This is a genomic window from Hyalangium gracile (assembly GCF_020103725.1).
Taxonomy (GTDB): domain Bacteria; phylum Myxococcota; class Myxococcia; order Myxococcales; family Myxococcaceae; genus Hyalangium; species Hyalangium gracile.
In genome coordinates this window covers 99063-121249 of record NZ_JAHXBG010000015.1, presented here as the reverse complement: position 1 = coordinate 121249, position 22187 = coordinate 99063, and the positions used below count along the sequence as shown (strand labels likewise).

13 protein-coding genes are annotated in these 22187 nt (G+C 68.8%); 9 read left to right on the top strand and 4 right to left on the bottom strand.

The window, feature by feature from the left end; translation table 11 throughout:
- The first annotated feature begins 33 nt into the window (after positions 1–33).
- From KY572_RS28235 to KY572_RS28205, 7 genes are all read left to right on the top strand, one after another.
- The gene (locus tag KY572_RS28235) at positions 34–894 is read left to right on the top strand and encodes a hypothetical protein (protein ID WP_224246091.1); all 861 of its coding nucleotides are present in this window, start codon (positions 34–36) and stop codon (positions 892–894) included.
- 113 nt (positions 895–1007) lie between these two features.
- A complete protein-coding gene (locus KY572_RS28230) occupies positions 1008–3230 on the top strand; it encodes an SPFH domain-containing protein (protein WP_224246090.1) in 2223 nt (740 codons plus the stop codon).
- Between the two features lie 115 nt (positions 3231–3345).
- Positions 3346–8859 carry a DNA repair ATPase gene (locus KY572_RS28225; RefSeq protein ID WP_224246089.1) on the top strand — a complete coding sequence of 1838 codons (5514 nt, stop codon included), beginning with the start codon at positions 3346–3348 and terminating at the stop codon, positions 8857–8859.
- A gap of 732 nt (positions 8860–9591) precedes the next feature.
- Positions 9592–10044, top strand: a complete 453-nt coding sequence (locus tag KY572_RS28220; protein ID WP_224246088.1) for a nuclear transport factor 2 family protein — start codon at positions 9592–9594, stop codon at positions 10042–10044.
- Between the two features lie 9 nt (positions 10045–10053).
- Positions 10054–11121, top strand: a complete 1068-nt coding sequence (locus KY572_RS28215) for a sensor histidine kinase (RefSeq protein WP_224246087.1) — start codon at positions 10054–10056, stop codon at positions 11119–11121.
- Positions 11118–11849, top strand: a complete 732-nt coding sequence (locus tag KY572_RS28210; RefSeq protein WP_224246086.1) for a LytR/AlgR family response regulator transcription factor — start codon at positions 11118–11120, stop codon at positions 11847–11849. The genes KY572_RS28215 and KY572_RS28210 overlap by 4 nt, the downstream gene beginning before the upstream one ends.
- Positions 11850–11910: 61 nt before the next feature.
- Complete coding sequence (locus KY572_RS28205; protein ID WP_224246085.1) at positions 11911–12201, top strand: PilZ domain-containing protein; 291 nt, start codon at positions 11911–11913, stop codon at positions 12199–12201.
- Position 12202: 1 nt separating this feature from the next.
- Here KY572_RS28205 and KY572_RS28200 read toward each other — a convergent pair whose 3' ends face one another.
- Together KY572_RS28200 and KY572_RS28195 are read right to left on the bottom strand one after the other, a co-directional pair.
- Positions 12203–13585, bottom strand: coding sequence for a hypothetical protein (locus KY572_RS28200; RefSeq protein WP_224246084.1), 1383 nt, complete (start codon positions 13583–13585; stop codon positions 12203–12205).
- Positions 13586–13663: 78 nt separating this feature from the next.
- Complete coding sequence (locus KY572_RS28195) at positions 13664–14671, bottom strand: serine/threonine protein kinase (protein WP_263452076.1); 1008 nt, start codon at positions 14669–14671, stop codon at positions 13664–13666.
- A gap of 212 nt (positions 14672–14883) precedes the next feature.
- On the opposite strand from KY572_RS28195, the gene KY572_RS28190 reads away from it, so the two are divergent.
- Entirely contained in the window at positions 14884–15651 is a 768-nt protein-coding gene (locus KY572_RS28190) for an alpha/beta hydrolase (RefSeq protein ID WP_224246083.1), read from the top strand.
- Between the two features lie 55 nt (positions 15652–15706).
- Positions 15707–16816, top strand: coding sequence for a hypothetical protein (locus KY572_RS28185; RefSeq protein WP_224246082.1), 1110 nt, complete (start codon positions 15707–15709; stop codon positions 16814–16816).
- Positions 16817–16883: 67 nt separating this feature from the next.
- Here the strand turns inward: KY572_RS28185 and KY572_RS28180 are convergent, their stop codons facing one another.
- Together KY572_RS28180 and KY572_RS28175 are read right to left on the bottom strand one after the other, a co-directional pair.
- Positions 16884–18665 carry a vWA domain-containing protein gene (locus KY572_RS28180; RefSeq protein WP_224246081.1) on the bottom strand — a complete coding sequence of 594 codons (1782 nt, stop codon included), beginning with the start codon at positions 18663–18665 and terminating at the stop codon, positions 16884–16886.
- Between the two features lie 139 nt (positions 18666–18804).
- Positions 18805–22149 (bottom strand): hypothetical protein, encoded by a 3345-nt coding sequence (locus KY572_RS28175; RefSeq protein ID WP_224246080.1) that lies wholly within the window; start codon positions 22147–22149, stop codon positions 18805–18807.
- Positions 22150–22187: the final 38 nt, after the last annotated feature.

The following is a 22187-nucleotide window of genomic DNA, read 5'->3' as shown; positions in this document are numbered from 1 at the left end:
CTAGACTCCCGCGAAATCCACGTCCTGGGGCCGATGAGCACCTTCCTGGAATCCATCCTGGCGTTCCCAACCGTCTTCTTCACCATCCTGCTGGGGGTGACGCTGACCTATTGGCTCTTCGTCATCATCGGCGCGGTCGGGATCGACGTGCTGGACGGGGACGTCGATCTCTCCGCTGGCGCCAAGGCCGCCAGCGGCGTCTTCGAGGGCGGCGCCAAGGCGGCGGGTGGCCTGCTGGAAGGCGGCGCCAAGGCGGCGGGCGGCGTGCTGGAGGGCGGCGCCAAGGCCGCGGGCGGTGTGCTGGATGCCCACGGCCATGCCCCTGGACACGATCACGATGTGGATGGTGACGCGGCGGGGCTCTTCTCCGCGCTCGGCTTCGCGGGCATCCCGGTGACGATCTCCTCCAGCTTCGTCATCTTCGCCTCCTGGACGCTCTCCTTCCTGAGCCGCGACGCGGCGTTCAACCTGCTCGGCGCGGTGCTGCCGGGCGTCGTCCTCAGCGGCGGCATCTTCCTGCTGAGCCTGGTGCTCGGCACGCTCCTGGCCGCGCTCGCCGTGCGGCCGCTGCGCCCCATCTTCATCGCCAAGAAGGCTCCCGGCCGTCAGGAGCTCATGGGCCGTGTGTGCACCATCAACAGCGGCAGCGTCTCCGGCACCTTCGGCCACGCCACCTTCGAGGATGGGGGTGCCGGCCTCATCCTCAACGTCTTCTGCTCCAAGGCCAACCAGCTCAAGCGCGGCGATCAGGCGCTCATCCTCGGGTACGACGCGGCCCGGGACGTGTACGAGGTGGAGCCGGTCGACTGGCTGCTTCCCGAGGAAGTGGCCCAGATTGGTGATCCGGAGAAGGCCGCCGCGATCGCCGCTCGCGCCCGGGACCGGGTGCCCTAGGACTCACCGCGGCGCACCCGCGTCGCTTGCTTGCTCCGCTCCAGGAAGGCCGTTTGCGGGGGACTCCTGGCGCGTAATACAAAGCCCGCCGTTCTCACCCCAGAAGGAACGCAATGGATCCAGTCAGCGCACTCGCCATCGGCGGCGGAGCCGTCGTCATCGTCTTTGGCACCCTCTTCACCATTGCACGGTTCTACCGCCAGGTGGACCAGGGCAAGGTCCTCATCGTCAACACGCTCAAGAGCGAGCCCGTGGTGACGTTCACCGGCTCCGTGGTGATCCCCATCATCCACCGCGCCGAGGTGATGGACATCTCCCTGAAGACGGTGGAGATCGACCGGCGTGGCAAGGAAGGCCTGATCTGCAAGGACAACATCCGCGCGGACATCAAGGTGACGTTCTTCGTGCGCGTGAACAAGACGCGCGAGGACGTGCTCAAGGTCGCCCAGTCCATCGGCTGCGCCCGCGCCAGCGATCAGGAGACGCTGGAGAACCTCTTCGAGGCCAAGTTCTCCGAGGCCCTCAAGACGGTGGGCAAGAGCTTCGACTTCGAGGAGCTCTACACCAAGCGTGAGGAGATCAAGGACCAGGTCGTCCGCGTCATCGGCCGCGATCTCAACGGCTACATGCTGGAGGACTGCGCCATCGACTTCCTGGAGCAGACCCCGGTCGAGATGCTCGACAAGGACAACATCCTGGACGCGCAGGGCATCCGGAAGATCACCGAGCTGACCACGGTGCAGAACGTCAGCACCAACGAGTTCCGCCAGGACGAGCGCATGGCCATCACCAAGCGCAACGTCGAGTCGGACGAGGCCATCTTCGCCCTCGAGCGCCAGCGCGCCGAGGCCGCCGCCAAGCAGAAGCGCGAGATCGAGAGCATCCAGGCCCGCGAGACGGCCGAGGCCGAGCGCGTGAAGTCCGAGGAGCGCGCCAAGGCGGAGCTGGCGCGCATCAAGGCCGAGGAGGAGATCCTCATCAACGAGCAGAACAAGCACCGTCAGGTCGAGGTGGCCGAGAAGAACCGCGAGCGCGTGGTGGGCGTGGAGAGCGAGCGCGTCGAGAAGGATCGGATGCTCGAGGCCATCAACCGCGAGCGTGAGACGGAGCTGCAGCGCATCGCCAAGGAGAAGGCGCTCGAGGCGGAGAAGAAGGCCATCGCGGACGTCATCCGCGCGCGCATCGCCGTGGAGAAGACGGTGGCCGAGGAAGAGGAGCGCATCAAGGATCTGCGCGTGACGGCCGAGGCCAAGCGCAACAAGGACGCGCTGCTCATCACCGCCGAGGCTCACGCGCAGGAGAAGCTCGTCAAGGACATCAAGGCCGCCGAGGCCAGCAACGAGGTGGCCAAGTTCATGGCCAAGGAGCGGCTGACCCTGGCCGAGGCCGATCTCGAGGCCGCGGACAAGACGGCCAAGGCGAAGACGCGGCTGGCCGAGGGCGTCCAGGCCGAGACGGCCGCCCCGGGCCTGGCCAACGTGCGCGTGCGCGAGGCGGACGCCGTGGCCAGCGAGAAGCAGGGCCTGGCCAACGTGCGCGTGAAGGAGGCCGAGGCCGAGATCATCAAGAAGCAGGGCCTGGCGCAGGCCGAGGCCATCCGCGAGCGGCTGCTGGCCGAGGCCGCGGGTGAGCAGGAGAAGGGGTTGGCCAAGGCGCGCATCCAGGAGGCCGAGGCCGCTGCCCTCCAGAAGCGGATGCTGGCCGAGGCCGCGGGCGATCAGGAGAAGGGCCTGGCGCACGCGCGCACCCTCGAGGCCGAGGCCGCCGCCATCCAGAAGCGCGGCGAGGCCGAGGCGGTCTCCATCCAGGAGAAGCTGATGGCCGAGGCCAAGGGCCTGGCCGAGAAGGCCGCGTCCATGAAGGCGCTGGACGGGGTGGGCAAGGAGCACGAGGAGTTCCGTCTGCGGCTGGCCAAGGAGCGGGACGTGGAGCTCGAGGCGATCCGGGTCCGCAAGGACGTCGCCGAGGCTCAGTCCAAGGTGCTCGCCGAGGCCTTCAGCCACGCCAAGTTCCAGATCGTCGGCGGCGACGGCCAGTTCTTCGATCGCTTCGTCAAGGCCGTCACGGTGGGCGTGTCGGTGGATGGCGCGCTCGATCACGGTGAGGCGCTGCGCACGGTGACGCAGGGCTACCTGTCCGGCGAGAAGGATCTGCCGGCGGACCTCAAGGAGATCCTCTCCAAGCCGGGGCTGACCAATGACGCGCAGAACCTGGCGGTGGCCGCGCTGCTGCACCGCATGGTGACCAGCGCTCCGCCGCCGGCCGTGGCCGCGCAGCCCTCGCCCGTCGTGGAGAGCAGCGCCCGGCCGGTCTCCGCGGAGAAGTCCAAGGAGTAGGCCCGCGCTGTCGTCGCGCCGCATGAAGCCCTTGCCTCCCGTCCCTCCACCGAGGAGCGGACAGGAGGCGAGGGTGCTTTGTTCTCTCGATCCCTGTTCTTCCCGGTGAATCACCATGGCAACTGACGGCGCGAAGCCCGCGGCCACCGCACCCGCGGGCGAGACGACGCTGGAGGGCGGCAGCTACGAGGTCATCCGTGCCCGCCTGCTGGCTCAGGCGGAGGAGCTGGGCACTCGGGCCGCGGATCTCAACGCGCGGCGCAAGGCGCTCTTCGGCGGCACCGAGCTGACCGTCATCGGGAACGAGCGTGTCCGCACGGAGAACAACTGCGTCCCGCGCGACATCATCAGCGTCGGGAAGTACCTGCTCTTCGGCTACAACGTCTTCATCGGACTGAAGAAGGAGACGGTCGTCGCGGACGTCTTCTCGCTGCACAAGTTCGAGAAGACGGCGGAGGGCTTCGATCTCTCCACCGTGCCCCCCACCGAGGGCGGCGGCTTCCTGGCCGATCCGCGCTTCGTGAAGGACTTCGGCGAGCTCTACAAGTACTACAAGGACGCGAAGCTGCTGCAGCTCAGCCGCACCGAGTCTCGGCTGCTGGCCGTCTTCCAGACGGGGCAGACGCTGCGGGACATCAAGGTGTTCCGCTTCAGCATCGACGTCGAGGGCAAGGCCACCTACATCGACAACCAGGGCGAGCGCGATCTGGTGCTCCCGCCGTCGCACGACTTCGAGTGGACGGTGACGTCGCGCGAGAACTACGTGCTTGGCACCCACCCGCACGTGAACATCCTGGATCAGGTGTTCGTGGAGACGGTGAAGGGAGACCTCACCGTCAAGGTGGAGGACAACACCAGCTCGGGCCTGGGCATCTATAGCGAGCCGGTGGAGGACGCGGACCAGTCGCTGGATGACGCGGAGATCGCCTACGCGAAGGTGGGCGGCCTCATCCTGCTGCGCGTGCTGCCGTTCCGCGAGAAGGCGCACCGCTACCTGGTCTTCAACACGCGCACGCAGCACGTGGTGCGCATCGACGCCATCGGGCAGGCCTGCGTCCGGCTCCCGGAGGATCAGGGCGTCATCTTCCCCGGCGGCTTCTACCTGCAGACGGGGGACTACAAGGTCTTCGAGGGCACCTCGGAGGGGATGGAGTTCACCCGGTCCATCCGCTCGCCTAACGGCGAGGACGTGCTCTACATCTTCCACCGGCGCGAGGAGGGCAGCTACGTCCTCTTCCCGTACAACCTGGTGCGCAAGGAGGTGCAGAACCCGCTGATCGGGCACGGCTACAGCCTCTTTGGGGACGGCTGCCTGGTGGTGTTCAAGGCCGCGACGAACGAGCCCACGCGCGTGCACCCGATGCAGATCTGGCAGACGCCGTTCGTCTCCGCCGAGCACGCCGCCACCCTGCCGCCCGCGCCCGGGTACCTGGGCAAGGTGGGCAACGCGGAGCTGGTGCGCGGCATCTCGGACGCGCTCACGCTCCAGCGCATCGCGAAGTCGGAGAAGCCGACGCGGCGCTCGTACGAGGATCTCATCACCTCGGTCACGCGCGCGCTGGACGCGTACTACTGGCTGGGCCACGCCGAGGTGAAGCTGCAGGAGCCCATGGAGGCGCTGCGCCGCACCTCCGAGCTCATCATCGACGAGTTCGAGAAGGTCCAGGCGCTGCAGAAGCGCGCGGTGGAGGCCATCGCCGGCGCGGATGCGAAGCAGCAGGCCCTGCTGCTGAAGGTGCGGCCCGAGGAGCTGACGAACGCCGACGCGTACATGCACGCGCTCACCGAGCTGCGCCAGCAGCGCGGTCACCTGATCTCCCTCAAGGAGATCCGCTATATCGATCTGGCGCGAGTGGATGCGCTGGAGAAGCAGGTCGTCGAGGAGACGGACCGCGTCAGCGCCGAGTGCGTCACCTTCTTCCAGAAGGGCGAGGCGCTGCAGCCGGTGGGAGAGCGGCTGGACGTGCTGCTGGCGAAGCTGGAGCCGGTGCAGACGACGATGGAGCTGGCCCCGCTCGCCGAGGACATCGAGACGGTGGGCAAGGGCCTGGAGGTGCTGGGCGAGGTGGTGGGCGGGCTCCAGGTGGGTGATCCGCTGGCGCGCGCGAAGATCCTGGAGGGTGTGTCCGAGCTGTTCTCCCGGCTCAACCGGGTGCGCGCCGGGCTCCAGGTGAAGCGCAAGGAGCTGGTGGGCCGCGAGAAGCGCGCGGAGTTCGGCGCCCAGTTCAAGCTGCTCACGCAGAACATCGAGAGCGGCCTGGCGGTGGCGGACTCGCCCGAGAAGTGCGACGAGGGCCTGTCCCGCATCACCGTCCAGCTCGAGGAGCTGGAGGGCCGCTTCGGCGAGTTCGACGAGTTCCTGGGGCCCATCACCCAGAAGCGTGAGGAGCTGCTGGAGGCGTTCGGCGCCAAGAAGCAGGCGCTGGTGGACGAGCGTCAGCGTCGCGCGCAGAACCTGTTCAGCGCCGCCGAGCGCATCCTCGTGGGCGTGCAGCGCCGGGGGAAGTCCTTCAAGACGGACGACGAGCTGAACACGTACTTCGCGTCCGACTCGATGGTCCAGAAGCTGCGGCAGCTGGCCGACCAGCTGATGGAGCTGCAGGACAGCGTCCGGTCGGATGAGGTGCTGTCCCGGATCAAGACGGCGCGCCAGGACGCGCTGCGCGCGCTGAGGGATCGGCAGGATCTGTTCGAGGACGGCCAGGCCGTCATCAAGTTCGGGAAGTACCGCTTCAACGTCAACACCCAGCCGCTGGAGCTGACGTTGGTGCCGCGCGACGGCGCGCTCTACATGCAGCTGACGGGCACGGACTACGCCCAGAAGCTGGAGGACCCGGAGCTGGAGAAGTACCGGGAGCTGTGGGACCAGCACCTCGTCTCCGAGACGCGCGAGGTGTACCGGTCGGAGTACCTGGCCGCGTGCATCCTCGCGGACGCGGAGGAGGGGAAGGGGAGCGTGAGCCTGACGGCCCTGCACGAGGCCGTGACGGCGGGCACGCTGCTGGAGCGCGTGCGTGCGTACTCGGCCGAGCGTTTCGACGAGGGCTATGAGCGCGGCATCCACGACGCGGACGCGGTGAGCATCCTCGAGAAGCTGCTCACGCTGCACCAGGGCGCGGGGCTGCTGCGCTTCGCTCCGACGCCGCGTGCCTGGGCCGCCCTGTTCTGGGCCTTCGACACGGAGGAGGCGAGCCGCGCCGTGTTCCACCGCCGGGCGCGCAGCCTGGCGCGCCTGCGCAAGGTGTTCTCCAGCGTGGCGGAGCTGACGGTGCTCGGGGATGAGCTGGGCGAGCGCGTGGGGGCCTTCCTCAGCGCCCACAAGATCGCTCACTCACCCGCGGAGGCCCGGCAGGCCGGGCGCTACCTGGTGGAGGAGCTGGCGGAGGATCGGCCGCGCTTCACCACCAGCTCCGAGGCGGTGGCGCTGCGAGAGTCCTTCATCAGCCAGCTCGATCGGCAGGGGACTCGGCCGGCGTTCGAGGACGATCTGCGAGGCCTGGAGAAGAACCTCCCCGAGCGCCTGCGCATCGCCCGGGCGTGGCTGGACGCGTACCTGGCCCAGCGCGAGGGAGGCCCGGGGGCCGCGGCGCACGTGGCGGTGGAGGCCGCGGTGCTGCTGCTCACCGAGCGCAAGCTGGATCGCCAGGAGGCGGGGGCACTGACGGCGCTGGAGGTGACGGGGCTGCTGGGCCAGCACCCGCGCATCACGGACCGAAAGATGACGCTGCGGCTGGACGAGTTCCTGGCGCGGCTGGGCGAGTTCCGGCAGCTGCGCGTGCCCGCCTACCACGCCTACCGCGGCGTGCTGCGCGATCAGCTGGAGCGCGAGCGCAGGAAGCTGCGGCTGGAGGAGATGAGCCCCAAGGTGCTCTCGTCCTTCGTCCGCAACCAGCTGATTGACGGGGTGTACCTGCCGCTGATTGGCGCCAACCTGGCCAAGCAGCTCGGGGCGGCGGGGGAGAACAAGCGCACGGATCGCATGGGCATGCTGCTGCTCATGTCTCCGCCCGGCTACGGCAAGACGACGCTGATGGAGTACGTGGCGAGCCGGCTGGGGTTGACGTTCGTGAAGGTGAACGGCCCGGCGCTGGGGCACTCGGTGAAGTCGCTGGATCCGGCGGAGGCGCCCAACGCCACCTCCCGGCAGGAGGTGGAGCGCATCAACCTGTCGTTCGAGATGGGCAACAACGTGATGCTCTACCTCGACGACATCCAGCACACGGATCCGGAGCTGCTGCAGAAGTTCATCTCGCTGTGCGACGGCCAGCGCCGCATCGAGGGCGTGTGGAACGGGCGGACGCGCACGTATGACTTGCGGGGCAAGAAGTTCTGCGTGGTGATGGCGGGCAACCCGTACACGGAGACGGGCGAGCGCTTCCGCATCCCGGACATGCTCGCGAACCGCGCCGACACGTACAACCTGGGCGACATCCTGGATGGCAAGGAGGATCTGTTCGCGCTCAGCTACATCGAGAACTCGCTGACGTCGAACCCGGCGCTGGCGCCGCTGGCCACGCGCGATCCGGGGGACATCCACAAGTTCATCCGGATGGCGCGCGGCGAAGAGGTGAACACGGGCGAGTTCTCGTACGCCTACGCGGCGGCGGAGATCCAGGAGATCACCGCGGTGCTGCAGCGGCTCTTCAGCGTGCAGAAGGTGCTGCTGAAGGTGAACCTGCAGTACATCGCCTCGGCGGCGCAGGACGAGCGCTTCCGGACCGAGCCCGCGTTCAAGTTGCAGGGCAGCTACCGCAACATGAACAAGCTCTCCGAGAAGGTGGTTGCGGCGATGACCGACGAGGAGCTCGAGCGGCTCATCGATGACCACTACCAGGGAGAGTCCCAGACGCTGACCACCGCGGCGGAGCAGAACCTGCTCAAGCTGGCGGAGATGCGCGGGCGGCTCACCCCGGAGAAGGCGAAGCGCTGGGAGGAGATCAAGCAGGGCTTCGCGCGGGTCAAGCGCATGGGCGGCAAGGAGGACGATCCGGTGGCACGCGTCACCGGTCAGCTCAGCGCCATCGAGGAGCAGCTCGGCGCGGTGAGCCAGGCGGTGAGCCAGGCCGCGGAGACGGTGCGCAAGGGCCAGCAGGACAGGAAGCCCGGGCAGGATCCGGTGGCGGCGGTGACTCCGAAGCTGGAGGCGCTGCGCGAGGCCGTGCTGGAGGTGGCTCAGGTGGCTCGCGAGGTGAAGGAGCGACCGCTTCCTCAGGCTCCGGCGCCCGTGGTGAACGTGCCTCCCGCGCCGGACCTCTCGCCGTACCTCCAGCACCTGGCGAAGGTGCTGAAGGCGCTGGCGGAGCGCTCGCTGCAGGCACCGGCGGCGGCGCCCTCGGCCGCGGCGCCCGCCACGGACCTGGCGCCGTTCATGGAGCAGCTCACCAAGGCGGTCGCGACCATGGCCGAGCGGCCCGTGCAGGTAGCTCCTGCGCTCGCTCGAGCGGCCTCCGCGCCGATGCCCGTGGATCTGCCCAGGCAGGTCGCGCTCATCCAGGCGGCTCTCGAGCCTCTGGAGAAGGCGGCGAAGCGCAGCCTCCAGGCCGGCGAGGAGGAACTCAGTGCCATGCAGGTCTGGCAGACGGTGACGGAGGCCCTGGCGCTCGTTCAGGCCATGATCCAGCTGCGCTGAACCGCCTGGGTGGATGCAACCCGAGTGACGCGGGCCTGCAGGGCACGGGTCCGCGGAGTCGGGTCCGCAGGTCGCGGGTCCCTCGTCTCGGCGCGGGTCCCCCCGTCAGCTGACGGGTCCTCCCGCGCCGGCCGTCCCGCTCTCCCATGGCACACGGTTTCCTGGGTACACCGGTTCACTGCCCCCCCTCCGGCTGCACTTTGGGCGCGAACTGGTCTGCTTGTAGGACCAGTTGGTCGGACGCTCAGCCGACAGGGGCGACAGGGTTCCTTGTCAGCCTGAACGGGTAGAGAGTTCCACCGACCCCCAGTTCCCCGATTGCTGGCGTGCCGCGTGGTGCCGCTCGTCGGGGCGGGGCGCCGCTCACCGGGTCTTTTCGCCGCTCGAAGAACGCCCCCTCCTCGTCGAGCCGTGCCTTCGCTACTTCCTGGCGCATGCACTTCCACCGACGACAGCTTCTCGTGGGCGGCGGCCTCGCCATGGCGGGTCTGGCCGCCGAGTCCCTGGCTCGCGCTCCCACATCGGTCTCTCCTCGCGCCAGCCCTCCCTTCTCGTCGCTCATTCGCCTCAGCGCGAACGAGAACCCTTACGGGCCCTCTCCGAGCGTCCGCCGCGCCCTCCAGGCCGCCCGTGCGGAGCTCTGAGCCAGCGCGGTCCTCCCCCCCACGGCCGATCTCACACCTTCACGGCAGTCAACACGCCTTCACAACAGCAGGAGAGGAGATACACACCATGAAGCTCTACATTGGCAGCACCATCGCCGTCGCTCTGGTCGTCCTGGGCAGCGTCCTCATCACGAGTGAGGCCCGTGGCACCCCGGCATCCTCGGAGGACGAGGCCGGCGCGCGCAAGGCCGTCGAGCTGTACCTCCAGGGCCACGCCACCGGCAACCCCGAGCACTTCCGCGCGGCGTTCCACCCGGACATGAAGATGTTCTTCATCCGCGAGGGCGCCCTCAACCAGCGCACCGCCGCCGAGTACATCTCGGGCGTCAGTGGCAAGCCCGCCGCGGATGAGGCCCGCCGCAAGCGCCGCATCGTCAGCCTGGACGTCACGGGCGAGGTTGGCGTGGCCAAGGTGGAGCTCGACTATCCGGACGCCTTCCTCACCGACTATCTCACCGTCATCAAGGTGGATGGCTCCTGGAAGGTCATCAACAAGGTGTTCCACCGCCGGGCGAGGTAGAACACGCGTATGCGGCTCGGCGCGCGGTTCTGGAAGGTGCAGTTCCTCGGGTGGCTGGCCTATGCCATCGCTTGCTACGTGCTGTCCCTTCCAGGACTGATCAGCGGCGGCTTCGTGCGGCACCTCGCCGTCATCCAGTTCAAGGGCTATCGGTCCCTCATCGGACTCGCCATCAGCGCGGGCCTGGCCTTCCTCTTCTCGTGGCTCTGGGACCGAAAGCCTCGCGCGTGGGTGCTGGCCCTGGCGGGCCTTGTGAGCTCGGTGCCCCTGGCGGCGGTGTGGCTCGTCGTCCTGCGCTCGGCCACCGGGAGCCAACCCGTCATCCACCCGGACTTCGCGCACGATCTGCTCAACTACGACATCGTCCTGCTCGCCTGGATCGGCCTATTCCTCAGCTACGCCTATCGGCTCGATCTCGAGGCCGAGCGGGAGCGGGCACTGAGAGCCCTCTCACTGGCTTCCGAGTCTCGCTGGCAGATGCTGCGCTACCAGGTCAACCCGCACTTCCTCTTCAACGCGCTCAACTCCATCCGCGCCCTCGTGGACGAGGATCCAGGCCGCGCCCGCAACATGATCACCGAGCTGGCGGAGTTCTTCCGCTACTCGCTGCTGGAGACCCAGGCCCGCGACGTGCCGCTGGGAGATGAGCTGCGCGCCGTCCGCAGCTACCTGGCCATCCAGCGCATCCGCTTCGAGGAGCGGCTGAGCGTCACCTTCGACGTCGAGCCTCACGCCGAGGAGGTCCGCCTGCCAGGCTTCCTCATTCATCCGCTGGTGGAGAACGCCGTGAAGCATGGACTGGACGCACGCAAGGGGCCCCTCGAGCTGCGCATCCGCGCCGCGCGGGTGGGCAATGGCCTGGAGGTGGAGGTGTCCAACACCGGAAGCCTGCGCCCCTCGCCCCGTGACTCGACGGAGGTGAAGGGCAGGGTGGAGGGCACAGGCACCGGCCTGACCAACATTCGCGAGCGTCTGGCCCACGCCTTTCCGGGCCGCCACCGCTTCGAGCTGCGCGAGGACGGTGGCTGGGTCCGCGCCACGCTGTCCGTGGAGCTGGCCCGAAGGCAGGCGGCATGAAGACCCGGCTGGGCGCCCTGCTGGTGGATGACGAGCGGCTCGCTCGAGGCGAGCTACGCACGCTGCTCCGCGCTCATCCCGAGGTGGAGGTGCTGGGCGAAGCGGCGGACGTCGACGAGGCCATCCAGCGCATCGCCGAGCTGGATCCGGACGTCATCTTCCTCGATGTGCAGATGCCGGGCGCGTCGGGCTTCGATCTGCTCTCGCGTGTGGAGCTCCGCGCCCAGGTGGTGTTCGTCACCGCCTACGACGCGCATGCCATGCGGGCCTTCGAGGTCAACGCGCTGGACTATCTCCTCAAGCCGGTCCACCCCCAGCGGCTGCGCGCCACCGTCGAGCGGCTGCTGAAGCACACGACTCCCGCTCCGACTCCCGAGGCGGGGCGGCCGCTGACGGCCGAGGACCACCTGTTCCTCTCGGCGGACCGGCGCGCTCGCTTCGTGCGCGTGAGCGACATCGCGTGTCTGTGCAGCGCGGGTGACTACTCGGAGCTCGTCACCCGGGACGGGCAGCGCTACCTGATGACCCGTCCGCTCGCCGAGTGGGAGGAGCGTCTGCCGGAGCGCCAGTTCGTTCGCATCCACCGCGGCACCATCGTCAACCTGGAGTGCGTGGAGCGCGTCGAGGTGCAATCCGACGAAGGCTTCCACGTCCACGTGCGCGGCGCCGGCAACCCGCTCCCCATGAGCCGCCGGTACGCGGCTCGACTCAAGGTGCGCCTGGCGTGAGCCACTCCCGCACGCGGGGCGGGAAACTTGCGCGGCTACGGGCCTGTATCACCATGTGTGCATGTTCGACACCCGCTCCTTCCGTCACGCCCGTAGCCTCTCCCTGATGCTCGGAAACCGTCTGCCCGCGCGGACCGCGGATGTCTCCGCGGGCGGCTTCAGCCTCGAGGCGCCCTTCGTCTTCATGCCGGGCGCCCAGCTCCACGGTACCGTCGAGGTCGCCGGCCGCGAGCTGCCCTTCCGCGGCGAGGTCGTCTGGGCCCACCCCGCCAGCGAGCCCGAGGCCTCCCACCGCATGGGCGTGCGCTTCACCCAGCTTCCCCCCGACGCTCGCCGCTTCCTCGAGGCGTAGCTCAGTCGCTCGTGACTCCCGCGAGCTTCAGGCTCTTGAGCAGATCCTTCGCGCTGGTGCCCTCGTCGCTCGCCGCCAGCTTGCGCAGCTCCTGCCCCAGGGCGGGGGTGTAGGCGTCGATCGCCGCGCGGTACAGGTCCTCCTGGCCGAAGCTCAGCCCCTTCAGCGCCTTCCCGAGCAGCTGGAGCCCTCGCTCATCCTTCATCCGCACCAGCGCCGCCGTCCCCGCCGCGATCGCGTGGGGGCACCGCTCCGCCAGCTGGTACGCCGTCGCCGCCGCGTCTGGCGTCTTGAGGTACCCCAGCAGCGCCAGGCCCTCACTCCCGAAGGTGCCCCGGCAGAAGACGAACCGCTCGATGTCCGCCAGCGCCTGCTTGCTGCCCTGACGCGCGGCGGCTTCCAGCTCGAGCGCCTGTCCGAACGTGTCGTCCGCCTTGTACGTCACCTTCACGGGCACCTCGTAGCCAGCGACGACCAGCTGCGCGGCCATCCTGTTCCGTTCCGCCTCCGGGTAGTTCGCCAGATCCCTCACCGCCCGGCGCCCCACCGCGTCCCGGACGCTCCGCGCCAGCATGCGCTGCTCGACGATCGGGAGGACCAGCCCAGGCTCGTACCTGCCTCGCTTCGTCAGCGCGTCGTACAGCGCCAGGGCGCACGGCGGTTTCAGGTTCGAGCTCTTGTCCGGCCCTCGATTCATCGTGACGGTGAACTCGTCACCGCTCCGTGACCAGCCGGAGATGGAGGCGGTCCCCTTGAGCAGCCCCTCGACGAGCTTCTCCACCCCGGCCTCGTCCTCCTCGCAGCGAGGCTGCTGGTCCGTCTTCTCCAGCCTCCGGGAGAGCTGCTCCGCCCGCTCGTCCACCTTCTCGCCCGTGCGCATCCTCGCGCAGCTCGAGGCGGCCTCCACCGTCTCCAGCACTCGGGGCTCCTTCTCGTCATGCAGCCGCTTCAGCGCCGCGGGCAGCGCCCCGGGCACCCCCGCCGAGACCAGCAGCGCCAGCGCCCGATCGAACGGCTCCTCCGAGCCGAGCAGCTTCTCCCGGAGCGGCTTGTTCTCCAGGAGCATCTCCGTCGCCAGCTTCGCCGCGCTCGCGGGCAGCCGAGCCTCTCCGCCCCGGTGGGCCATGAAGAACATCGGCCCGAACATGTGGCACTTGAGCTGATACCCCGCGACGCCCAGGGCCGCGCGCTCGCCCCCCGCGCGCGCCACCTTCGACAGCACGTCGTAGCCGGCCGCACCGCCCGAGCGCAGCAGCGAGGCCGCGCTCTGCGCTCGCTCCGGATCCTCGAGCTGGAAGACCGCCTTCCACAGCGCCTTGTCATTGGCGGCGTGGGCGGCGCCCGTGAGGCTGAGCAGCAGCAAGAGCAGGGCAGGCTGACGCATGGGGACGCTCCGAGAGAGGGAACCTCCCGAGTCTCGCAGGAATGCGGCGCCCCCTGAAAGCGCCAGGCGCGCCGCCGCTCAGTGGATGTCGAAGTCGTTCGGCGGCTGGATCCGCGCGTACTCCCGCTGCCGCTGGGCCTCGCGCTGGAGATCCTCGGCGAACGTGGAGCGCATGTACCGCGCCAGATCCTCCTGGTCGAAGTCCGCGTCGCGGTGGATGAGGAAGCGCTGGAGCTCCTCCTCCAGCTCGCTCGCGTACGCGTAGCGCCCCTTCACCTCCCGGGTGAGCGCCTTGAGAACGATGGAATCCAGCGCTCGGGGAATGTAGGGGTTGTGCACCGACGGCGGCGTCGCCTGCGCCTTGCGCGTCAGCTCCATCGTGGCCAGGTCGCTGTCTCCCACGAAGGGCCGCTGCCCTGACAGCAGCTCGTACAGGCACACCCCGATGGCGAACACGTCCGAGCGCCGATCCAGCGCCAGCCCGTCGATCTGCTCCGGGCTCATGTAGCCGATCTTCCCCTTGAGGATGCCCGGCTGCGTCTGCGTCACCCGCCCGGCCGCCTTGGCGATGCCGAAGTCGATCACCTTCACCTCGCCATCGAACGAGATGAGCACGTCATCCAGCGACAGCCCCCGGTGGACGATGTTCAGCTCCCGCCCGTGCCCGTCCGTCTTGCGGTGGGCGTAGTCCAGCCCCGAGCACATCCGCGAGATGCAGTAGCACGCCATGGGCAGCGGCATCGGCCGGGAGGCCTGCTGGAAGTGCTCGAACAGCTCTCCCAGCGACTTGCCGGGCACGTACTCCTGCGAGAGGAAGGGGTAGGGGCCGATCTGTCCCAGCTCGAAGGCCTGCGCCAGGTTCGAGTGCAGCAGCTGCAGGCCGATCCGCCCCTCGTCGAGGAACATCGAGATGAACTCCTCGTCGTCCGCGAAGTGTGGAAGGATCCGCTTGAGCGCCACCAGCCTCCCGAGCCCCTCCGCGCCGAACATCTTCGCCCGCCAGATCTCCGCCATCCCGCCAACCCCGACACGGTCCAGCAGGAGGTAGTCCCCAAAGGGGAGGGGCTGTCGCTTGGGTGAGTGCATCGTCACGGCCGTGGCTCCTCGGAGGGTGTATGGAAGGGGGCGCCAGGGGGGAGCGCACCTGGGTTTCGAGCCCTCACACGAGCGCCGCGCCTGTTCTGCCACCCCCACGCCTGTGGCGCTTTCCTGCAATTAATTGTCGCTACAGTGGAAAATTGCATCTCCATTCGTCATTATTATCCTGGAAATCAGTAAAGTTCGCAAAGGAGAGAGAAATGCGTTCCACTCTGGCGGTAATGGCGGCGATGGCGCTCCTGCTATCATCCGGCACGGCCTTGGCAAGCAGCGATCACCATCCCACCTATGTCCTGGTCCACGGGGCCTTCCACGGCGGCTGGTCCTGGCAGGCCCTGTCGGCCCGGCTGCGGGCCCACAACGCCCGGGTCTACACGCCGACGCTGACAGGGCTGGGGGACAGGGCGCACCTGGCGCGGCCGGACGTGGGGCTCTCCACGCACGTGCAGGACATCGTCTCGATGATCGAGATGGAGGATCTGCGAGACGTCATCCTGGTGGGGCACAGCTACTCCGGCATGGTGATCACCGGGGTGGCCGCCGCCGTTCCGGGGCGCATCAAGAAGCTGGTCTACTTCGACGCGGTGATCCCCGAGCCCGGGCAGTCGTTCTTCCAGGCCATCGCCTTCACGCCGCCGGCCGAGGACATGACGATGATGCCGTCCTTCCCGCCGGAGGCGTTCGGGCTCACGGAGCCGGAGCACATCGCCTATGTCGCCCCGCGCCTGCGCTCCCAGCCGATGGCCACCTTCGAGGAGCCGCTCACGTTCAGCTGGGGCGCGCTCTCCCGCATCCAGAAGGTGTACATCCACTGCAAGAGGCCGTGGTTCTCGCGGGACACGTTCCTGTCGTTCCGGGCCAAGGCGCTGGAGCGCAACTGGGGCTACGAGGAGCTCGACGCCAGCCATGACGCCATGGTGACGGAGGTCGAGGGCACCGCCCGGGTGCTGCGCCGCGTGGCGCGCTGAGGCCGGATCCTGCGCTTCCCACGCTCGGTCGTCTACACTGAGCGTGGGAGGGATCATGCGCCAACTGTGGGTGTTGCTCGCGAGCCTGCTCTTCTCGATTCCGGTGCTCGCGCAGATCGAACCGCCGGATGCGCCGAAGGTCGCGGATGACGGAGGTGTTCCGCGCGTCTACTACGCGCACTCGTACACCGAGGGCGAGTGGAACATCGCCAACCTCAACGACCAGATCTCCATCCACGTGCAGAACTTCGCGAGCCTGCTGCAGCAGACGAGCAACAACTGCAACGGGCTCATCCTCTTCATCGATGGCATGGCCATCAAGGGCCTGCAGCCCATCTCCTGCGACGTGGGGAGCGGGCACGTGCGCTACCGGCTGCTGCGCACGCCCCAGTCGGATGACACCTGGCACGTGCTGCTCGGCAGTCCGTCCCGCTACCTGCGCCCGGTCAGCATCAGCGTGGGCTCGACCGATCAGTTCTCCATCTCGAGCAGCGTGACGAACTTCCAGCTCGAGATCATCCCTCGGCCGATGCTGTTCCTCTTCAGTGGAGTGCTGCTCGCCGCGGGGCTGATCTTCTTCCATCTCTGCCGGAAGGGCGGGCTGATCCGCAGCGGCTCGCCGACGGTGCCCGTCACGAGGAGGCCCTACAACCTCGCGCTGTTCCAGATGGCCTTCTGGTTCTTCCTCGTGGTCGTGGCCTACGTCTTCATCTGGATGATCAACGGGGAGCTGGACACGATCACGGACTCGGTGCTGGCGCTGCTGGGCATCGGGACGGGGACGGCGCTGGCCTCGTCGCTGATCGACAAGAGCAAGCAGCCCCTGGCCCTGCAGGGCTCCAGCGCCGTGCCCGCCGAGGCCGGCAAGCCGCTGGAGACCCGGGGCTTCCTGAACGACGTGCTCACGGATGAGACCGGCAACCTCAGCCTCTACCGCTTCCAGCTCTTCGTCTGGACGCTGGTGCTCGGCATCATCTTCTGCACCTCGGTCTACAAGGGGCTCGCGATGCCGGAGTTCAGCTCGACGCTGTTGGGCCTGATGGGCATCAGCTCCGGGACGTATGTCGGCTTCAAGGTGCCGGAGGGCAAGAAGGAGGCGCAGCTGGCCACCGCCGCGCCCGCCGCCGCGCCCGCCGCTGCTCCCGAGGCGGGCGAACCGGGCTGAGCCGACGGAGGGCCCCTTCCAGGATGGAGAGCGGCAGGCGGGTATTCACCCCACTACCCTGGGCGGCTCACCGCGCGGCGGAGGCGCCCATGAGCGCCTGGGCCTGGGTGACGAGCTTCACGAACTCGGCGCGCTCGGCCTGGCCCTCGGTGGCACCCTCCGCGAGCTTGCGAGCCGTGACGAGGCTCCAGCCCTCCGCGGAGGGGCTGTGGCGCAGGATGTCCGCCGTGGACGCCACCGCCAGCGCGAAGCGGAAGTCCGACGACGCGGCCTGCACCGAGGAGCGCAGCTGGCTCCGCTCGAACGGGAAGAGCTGCTCGGCGGCCTCGGTGCCGTTGGGCTCCTTGGCGCGGATGCGCACCGTGGCCAGCGGCTCCTGCTCGCCGGTCAGCTCCACCTCGTACAGCGCGGTGACGTTGTGGCCCGCGCCGATCTCGCCGGCATCCACCTTGTCGTTGCGGAAGTCCCGGTCCGCCACGTTCCGGTTCTCGTAGCCCACCAGCCGGTAGCGCCGCACCGCCGCCGGGTTGAACTCCACCTGCACCTTCACGTCCTTGGCGATCACCTCGAGCGTGCCGGTCAGCTGCGTCTCGAAGACCTTCCTGGCCTCCTGGTAGCTGTCCACGTAGAAGCAGTTGCCGTTGCCCTGGTCCGCCAGCTTCTCCATCATGTTGTCGCGGTAGTTGCCCATGCCGAAGCCGATCGCGGACAGCGTCACGCCCTCGGCCACGTAGTTGCGGATGCTCTCCAGGATGGCGCCCGGCGTGACGTTGCGGCCGATGTTGGCGTCCCCATCCGAGAGGACGATGACGCGGGACACCGTGTTGCCGGAGGCCTTCTTCACCGCGTGGCGGTACGCCATCTCCATGCCCGAGCCCATGGCCGTGCCGCCGCCGGACTGCAGCGAGTCGATGGCCGCGTAGATGCGCTCATGGTCCGTGGCCGGCGTGGGCGGCAGCACGTCCCGCGTGGAGCCGGCGTAGGTGACGATGGCCACCGTGTCGTGCTCGTTGAGGTTCTTCACGGCGATCTTCATCGCCTCCCTGGCCAGCGGCAGCCGGTCCTGCGGCTGCATGGAGCCGCTGGTGTCCACCAGGAAGACCAGGTGCGCCGGCTTGCGCTCCGAGCGCGAGACGACCTTGCCCTGCACGCCCACGCGCAGGAAGTGACGGCCGCCGCCGAACGGGGAGGGCGCGCCCTCCAGGTGCACGGTGAAGGCCCCCTTCCGCGGCGGGGCGTAGCGGTACTTGAAGTAGTTGACGAACTCCTCCACGCGCACGGACTCGGCCGGGGGCAGGCTGCCCTGCGTCAGGTAGCGCCGCGCCAGCGAATACGAGGCGGTGTCCACGTCCACCGCGAAGGTGGAGAGCGCGTCCTCGCGAGCGTCGGTGAAGGGGTTGGGCGCGTGCGCCTCGAAGGTGTTGCCTCCCTCCGGGGCGCTCACTCCATCCATGTCGTCCAGGGCATGGGCCTCTCCCGTCGCGAACTCCCGCGACATGTGCTTCTTCCCGGAGGCCGCACCCAGCGCCCGCTTCGCCGGCTCGGCCCGGAAGAGCGCGGGCGGAGGCGGGGGCGGAGGGGCCATCAGGGGCTGGGCCGGCTCGGCCATGGGGGCTGGCGCGGCCACCGCCATGGGCCTGGCCTCGGCCGGGGTGCTCGGCGCGGGGGCCTCGCTCTTCTCCCGCGCGGCGAACTCGGACTGCTTCATCCGGTCGGCGTGAGGAGCCAGGGACTCGGTCTGGGCCACGGCCGCCTCCGGGGCGCTCCGGGAGACGCAGCCGGGGACCAGGCTCAGGGTCAGGAGGGTGCTTCCCCAGCGGGACAGACGGCGCAGCGTGGACTGGGACATGGAATGAGGCTCCGCGTTCGAAGAGATGTGACTCGAACGCGTGGGCGCTTCATTCGGTCTACGCGGCGTTTGAATTTTTTCTCGGGGTGGGGGAGCGACGGGATTTCGCTCCCCCACGCCGGTGCTTCACCCTCGAGGATCAGTCGAGGGGGTTGATCGAGCTGACGAGGTCGCCCAGGCCGTCGAGCGCGCTGCCCGCGAGATCGCCGACCTTGCCACCCAGGTCCTTGAGCCCGTTGAGCGCGTCCTTGGCGGCGTCCACGCCGGACTCGGCCAGGTCCTTCAGCTTGCCGACGCTGTAGTCCGCCAGCTCGCCGCCCGCGGACGACAGATCCTTCAGGGCCTCCACGCCGAGGTCGTCCAGCTTCTCGAGCCCGTCGATGACGGCCTTGGCCCCGTCGGTGAGGTTGTCGGCCCAGGCCTTGGCGACATCCTTCATCGCGCCCACGCCGTCCTTGAGCAGCTCGGTGGCCGCCTCCTTGGCCCAGTCGGCGCCAGCCTCGACGCCGCGGCCAATCGCCTCGGCGGCCTTCTTCGCCGCCTCACCGGACGTCTTGGCCATGTCGTACAGCGCCTCGCCGGCCTCCTCGGCGGCCTTCTTGGCGAACTCGGAGCCGCCCTTGGCCAGCGTCTCCAGGGCCTCGACGCCGGCCTCGCCCGCGTTCTTGAGCGCGCCGACCGCGTCCGCGGCGAACTCCACGAACGGGCCGCCGACCTTCTCGATCAGCTCCAGGCCCTTCTTGGCCAGCTCGCCGCCCTTCTCCAGGCCCCACTTGGCCAGCTCGAAGGCCTCCTTCGGGCCGTAGTAGGCCACCAGGTCCAACGCGCCCGCCGGACCCTGCGCGGCCGCGCCCACCAGGTTGACGCCCTTCACCCAGTCCGGAGCCTCGTACTCCTTGCCCTCCGCCTGGGCCGCCTCCATCTTGGCCTTCTCGGAGGACAGGCCGATGTCCAGCGCCAGCTCGGCGATGCCGAACACCGCGCCAGCGGCCAGGTCCACCGCCGCGCCGACACCCGTCGCGTCGAGCACCAGGCCCGCCACCGAGTCCACCGCGTTCAGCTTGGAGCCGACCAGGGCCAGGTAGCCCAGGTCCTTGTTCTTGTCGCGAAGCTCAATCGACTCCTTGCCGAGCTTCACGGCATCCACGAGGCCCGGGATGGCGCCCACGGCCGGGACGATCTTCGCGATGTTCTTGAAGACCTTGCCGGCGACGTCCGCGGTGAGCGGCACGCCCATCTTGCCGACGATCTTGTCGAGCAGCTTGAAGCCCTCGCCGATGAGGCGGCTGTCCACCTTCTCGAGCACCGGCTTGAGCAGGCCCATCGTCTTGCTGAGCAGCTCCGGCGGGACCTTGGAGCCGAGCTTGGACAGCGCGTCCACCGCGCCGGCGTCCATGTTCTTCATGGTCCGGGCCAGCGAGTCGACGGCGCCGTCGTCCAGCCCCTTGACCATCTTGGCGACGTTGTCGAGCGAGTCCGAGTTCTTCAGGACCTTGTCGAGCTCGTCCTTGTCCAGGCCCTTGAGGACCTTGCCCAGCTTGTTGGCGTCGCCGGGCGGATTCATGGCGGCGAGCTTGTCGGTGAGGTTGCCGAGCGCCTCGGGCGTCTTCACCGCCTTGAGCACGTCGCCGAGCTGGTTGATGGGGCTGTTCAGATCGTCGATGAGCGTGGTGCCCAGCCTGGCCAGCTTCTCGGCCATCTGGGGGTTCTTGAGCGCCTCGTTGGCCAGCTTCGGATCGAGCGCGGCGGCGGTCTTCAGGAACTTGGTGGCCGCATCCCCGTCCGGGGCGTTCTTCACCTGCTTGAGCACCTCATCGAGCGCCGCCGGATCGGAGACGTTCTGGAGGGCCTTGCCCAGCTCGCCCGCGTCGACCTTGTCGGCCGCCTGGGCGATGTCCGCCACCTGGCCCGGGTTGAGGCGCGACTGCACCTCGGGCGGGAGGTTGCGCAGCGTGGAGTCCTGCAGGTCCGCGCCGCCCTGGATGATGGCCTCCGGGTTCGGCACGCGCGCCTCGGTGAGCAGATCCTTGAGCTGCTTGAGGTCGCGCCCGACGCCCGGGAGCTCGGCGGCCAGCTGCAGCCCCGCGATGACCCGGTCCTCCGGCTTGGCCTTCGGGTCGAACAGGGTGAGCGCCGCGCCCGCCGCGCGCAGCGGGCCGTCCGCCTTGCGCAGCTCGGGAGCCAGGTCCTTGAAGACCTCGGCGCCCAGCGTGTTCTTGGCCGCGGTGGCCAGGCTCAGAGCCGCCTTGGCCTTGGCCTGGCCGCTGGCGTTCGGATCGCTGAAGGCGGCGATCGAGTCCGCCAGCGCCTTGGCGCCCGGCAGGGCGTTGCCGTAGACGCGGTTGCCGATGTCGCCCAGCTTCGTGCGGAGCGTCTCGGGCGGGAAGATGTTGCCGGCCTGCTGGCCAAGGGCGAGCAGCGCCGACGTCTTCTGCGCGGGCGAGGCGGGCGGCTCCTTGAACAGGGTGCGCACGGCGTTGCGGGCGCCCTGGTAGCGCACCAGGTTGGTGGCCTCGCGCTCGGTGAGCCCCAGCTTCTGGGCGCCCTCGGAGACCTCCCTGGCCTCCTGGGGCGTCTGGCCCTCGGCGACCGTCTGGGCGAACACCGGATCCTTGAACGTCTTCTTCGACGCCTCGTCGGTGCGCGTCTCGCCGGCGGCCTGGATGACGCGGGTGAGCGCCTCCTTGTCCTTCACCTCGGCCAGCTTCGGATCGGCGGCGCCGCCCGACTTGGCCTGGACCTCGAGCTGGTCGCCGAACTTGGACAGATCATTGCCGCTCTTGATGCCCAGCTTGTCGAGCGTCTCGCGGTTCTCCGGCTTGCTGGAGAGCAGCTCGTACTGCTTGTCGGCGTTGATCTTCTTCTGCGTCTCGGCCTGGGAGGGCGAGGCCTCGGTGCCGAGGAGCTTCTGCATCTCGCTCTTCTTGGCGGAAGAGGCGCCCTCGAAGGCCGAGGCGATCTCGTTCGGCTTGGCCTTGATGTCGTTGATCTGCTTCTCGGAGAACGGCGCGGGGCCCTGGACCTTCTCCTTGGTCGCGAGCTTGTTGGCCCGCGTCATGAGGTTCTCGGCCTGCTTGGCGGAGGTGGCCACCTTCTCCTCGGCCGACTGCAGCTTCTTGGCGGCGGCCTGGGAGGCCTGCTCCGCCTTGGTGGCCTTGGTGGCGCTCTGCTGCGCGGACTTCTCGGCGGCCTTGGACGCATCCGCCGACTTCTTGGCCTCGGCGGGGGTCTGGTTGGGCTTCTTGGCGGCCTGGGCGGCCTTCGCCGCTGCCTGCTGCTGGGCCTCGGCGGCGGCCTTGGCGGCCTTGGCCGCGGCTGCGGCGGCCTCTGCTGCCTTGCGAGCCGCTTCAGCGGCCTTCCGGGCGGCCTCGGCGCGACGGGCAGCCTCGGCTGCGGCTGCGGCTGCGGCTGCCGCGGAGTCTCCCGCTGACGAGCTTGATGTACTGCTGCCACTGCTTTGAACCGGAGCAACCATGAATTTCACGCTCTCAGGATTAGGGAATTCCCTGAATCATCGGGAGG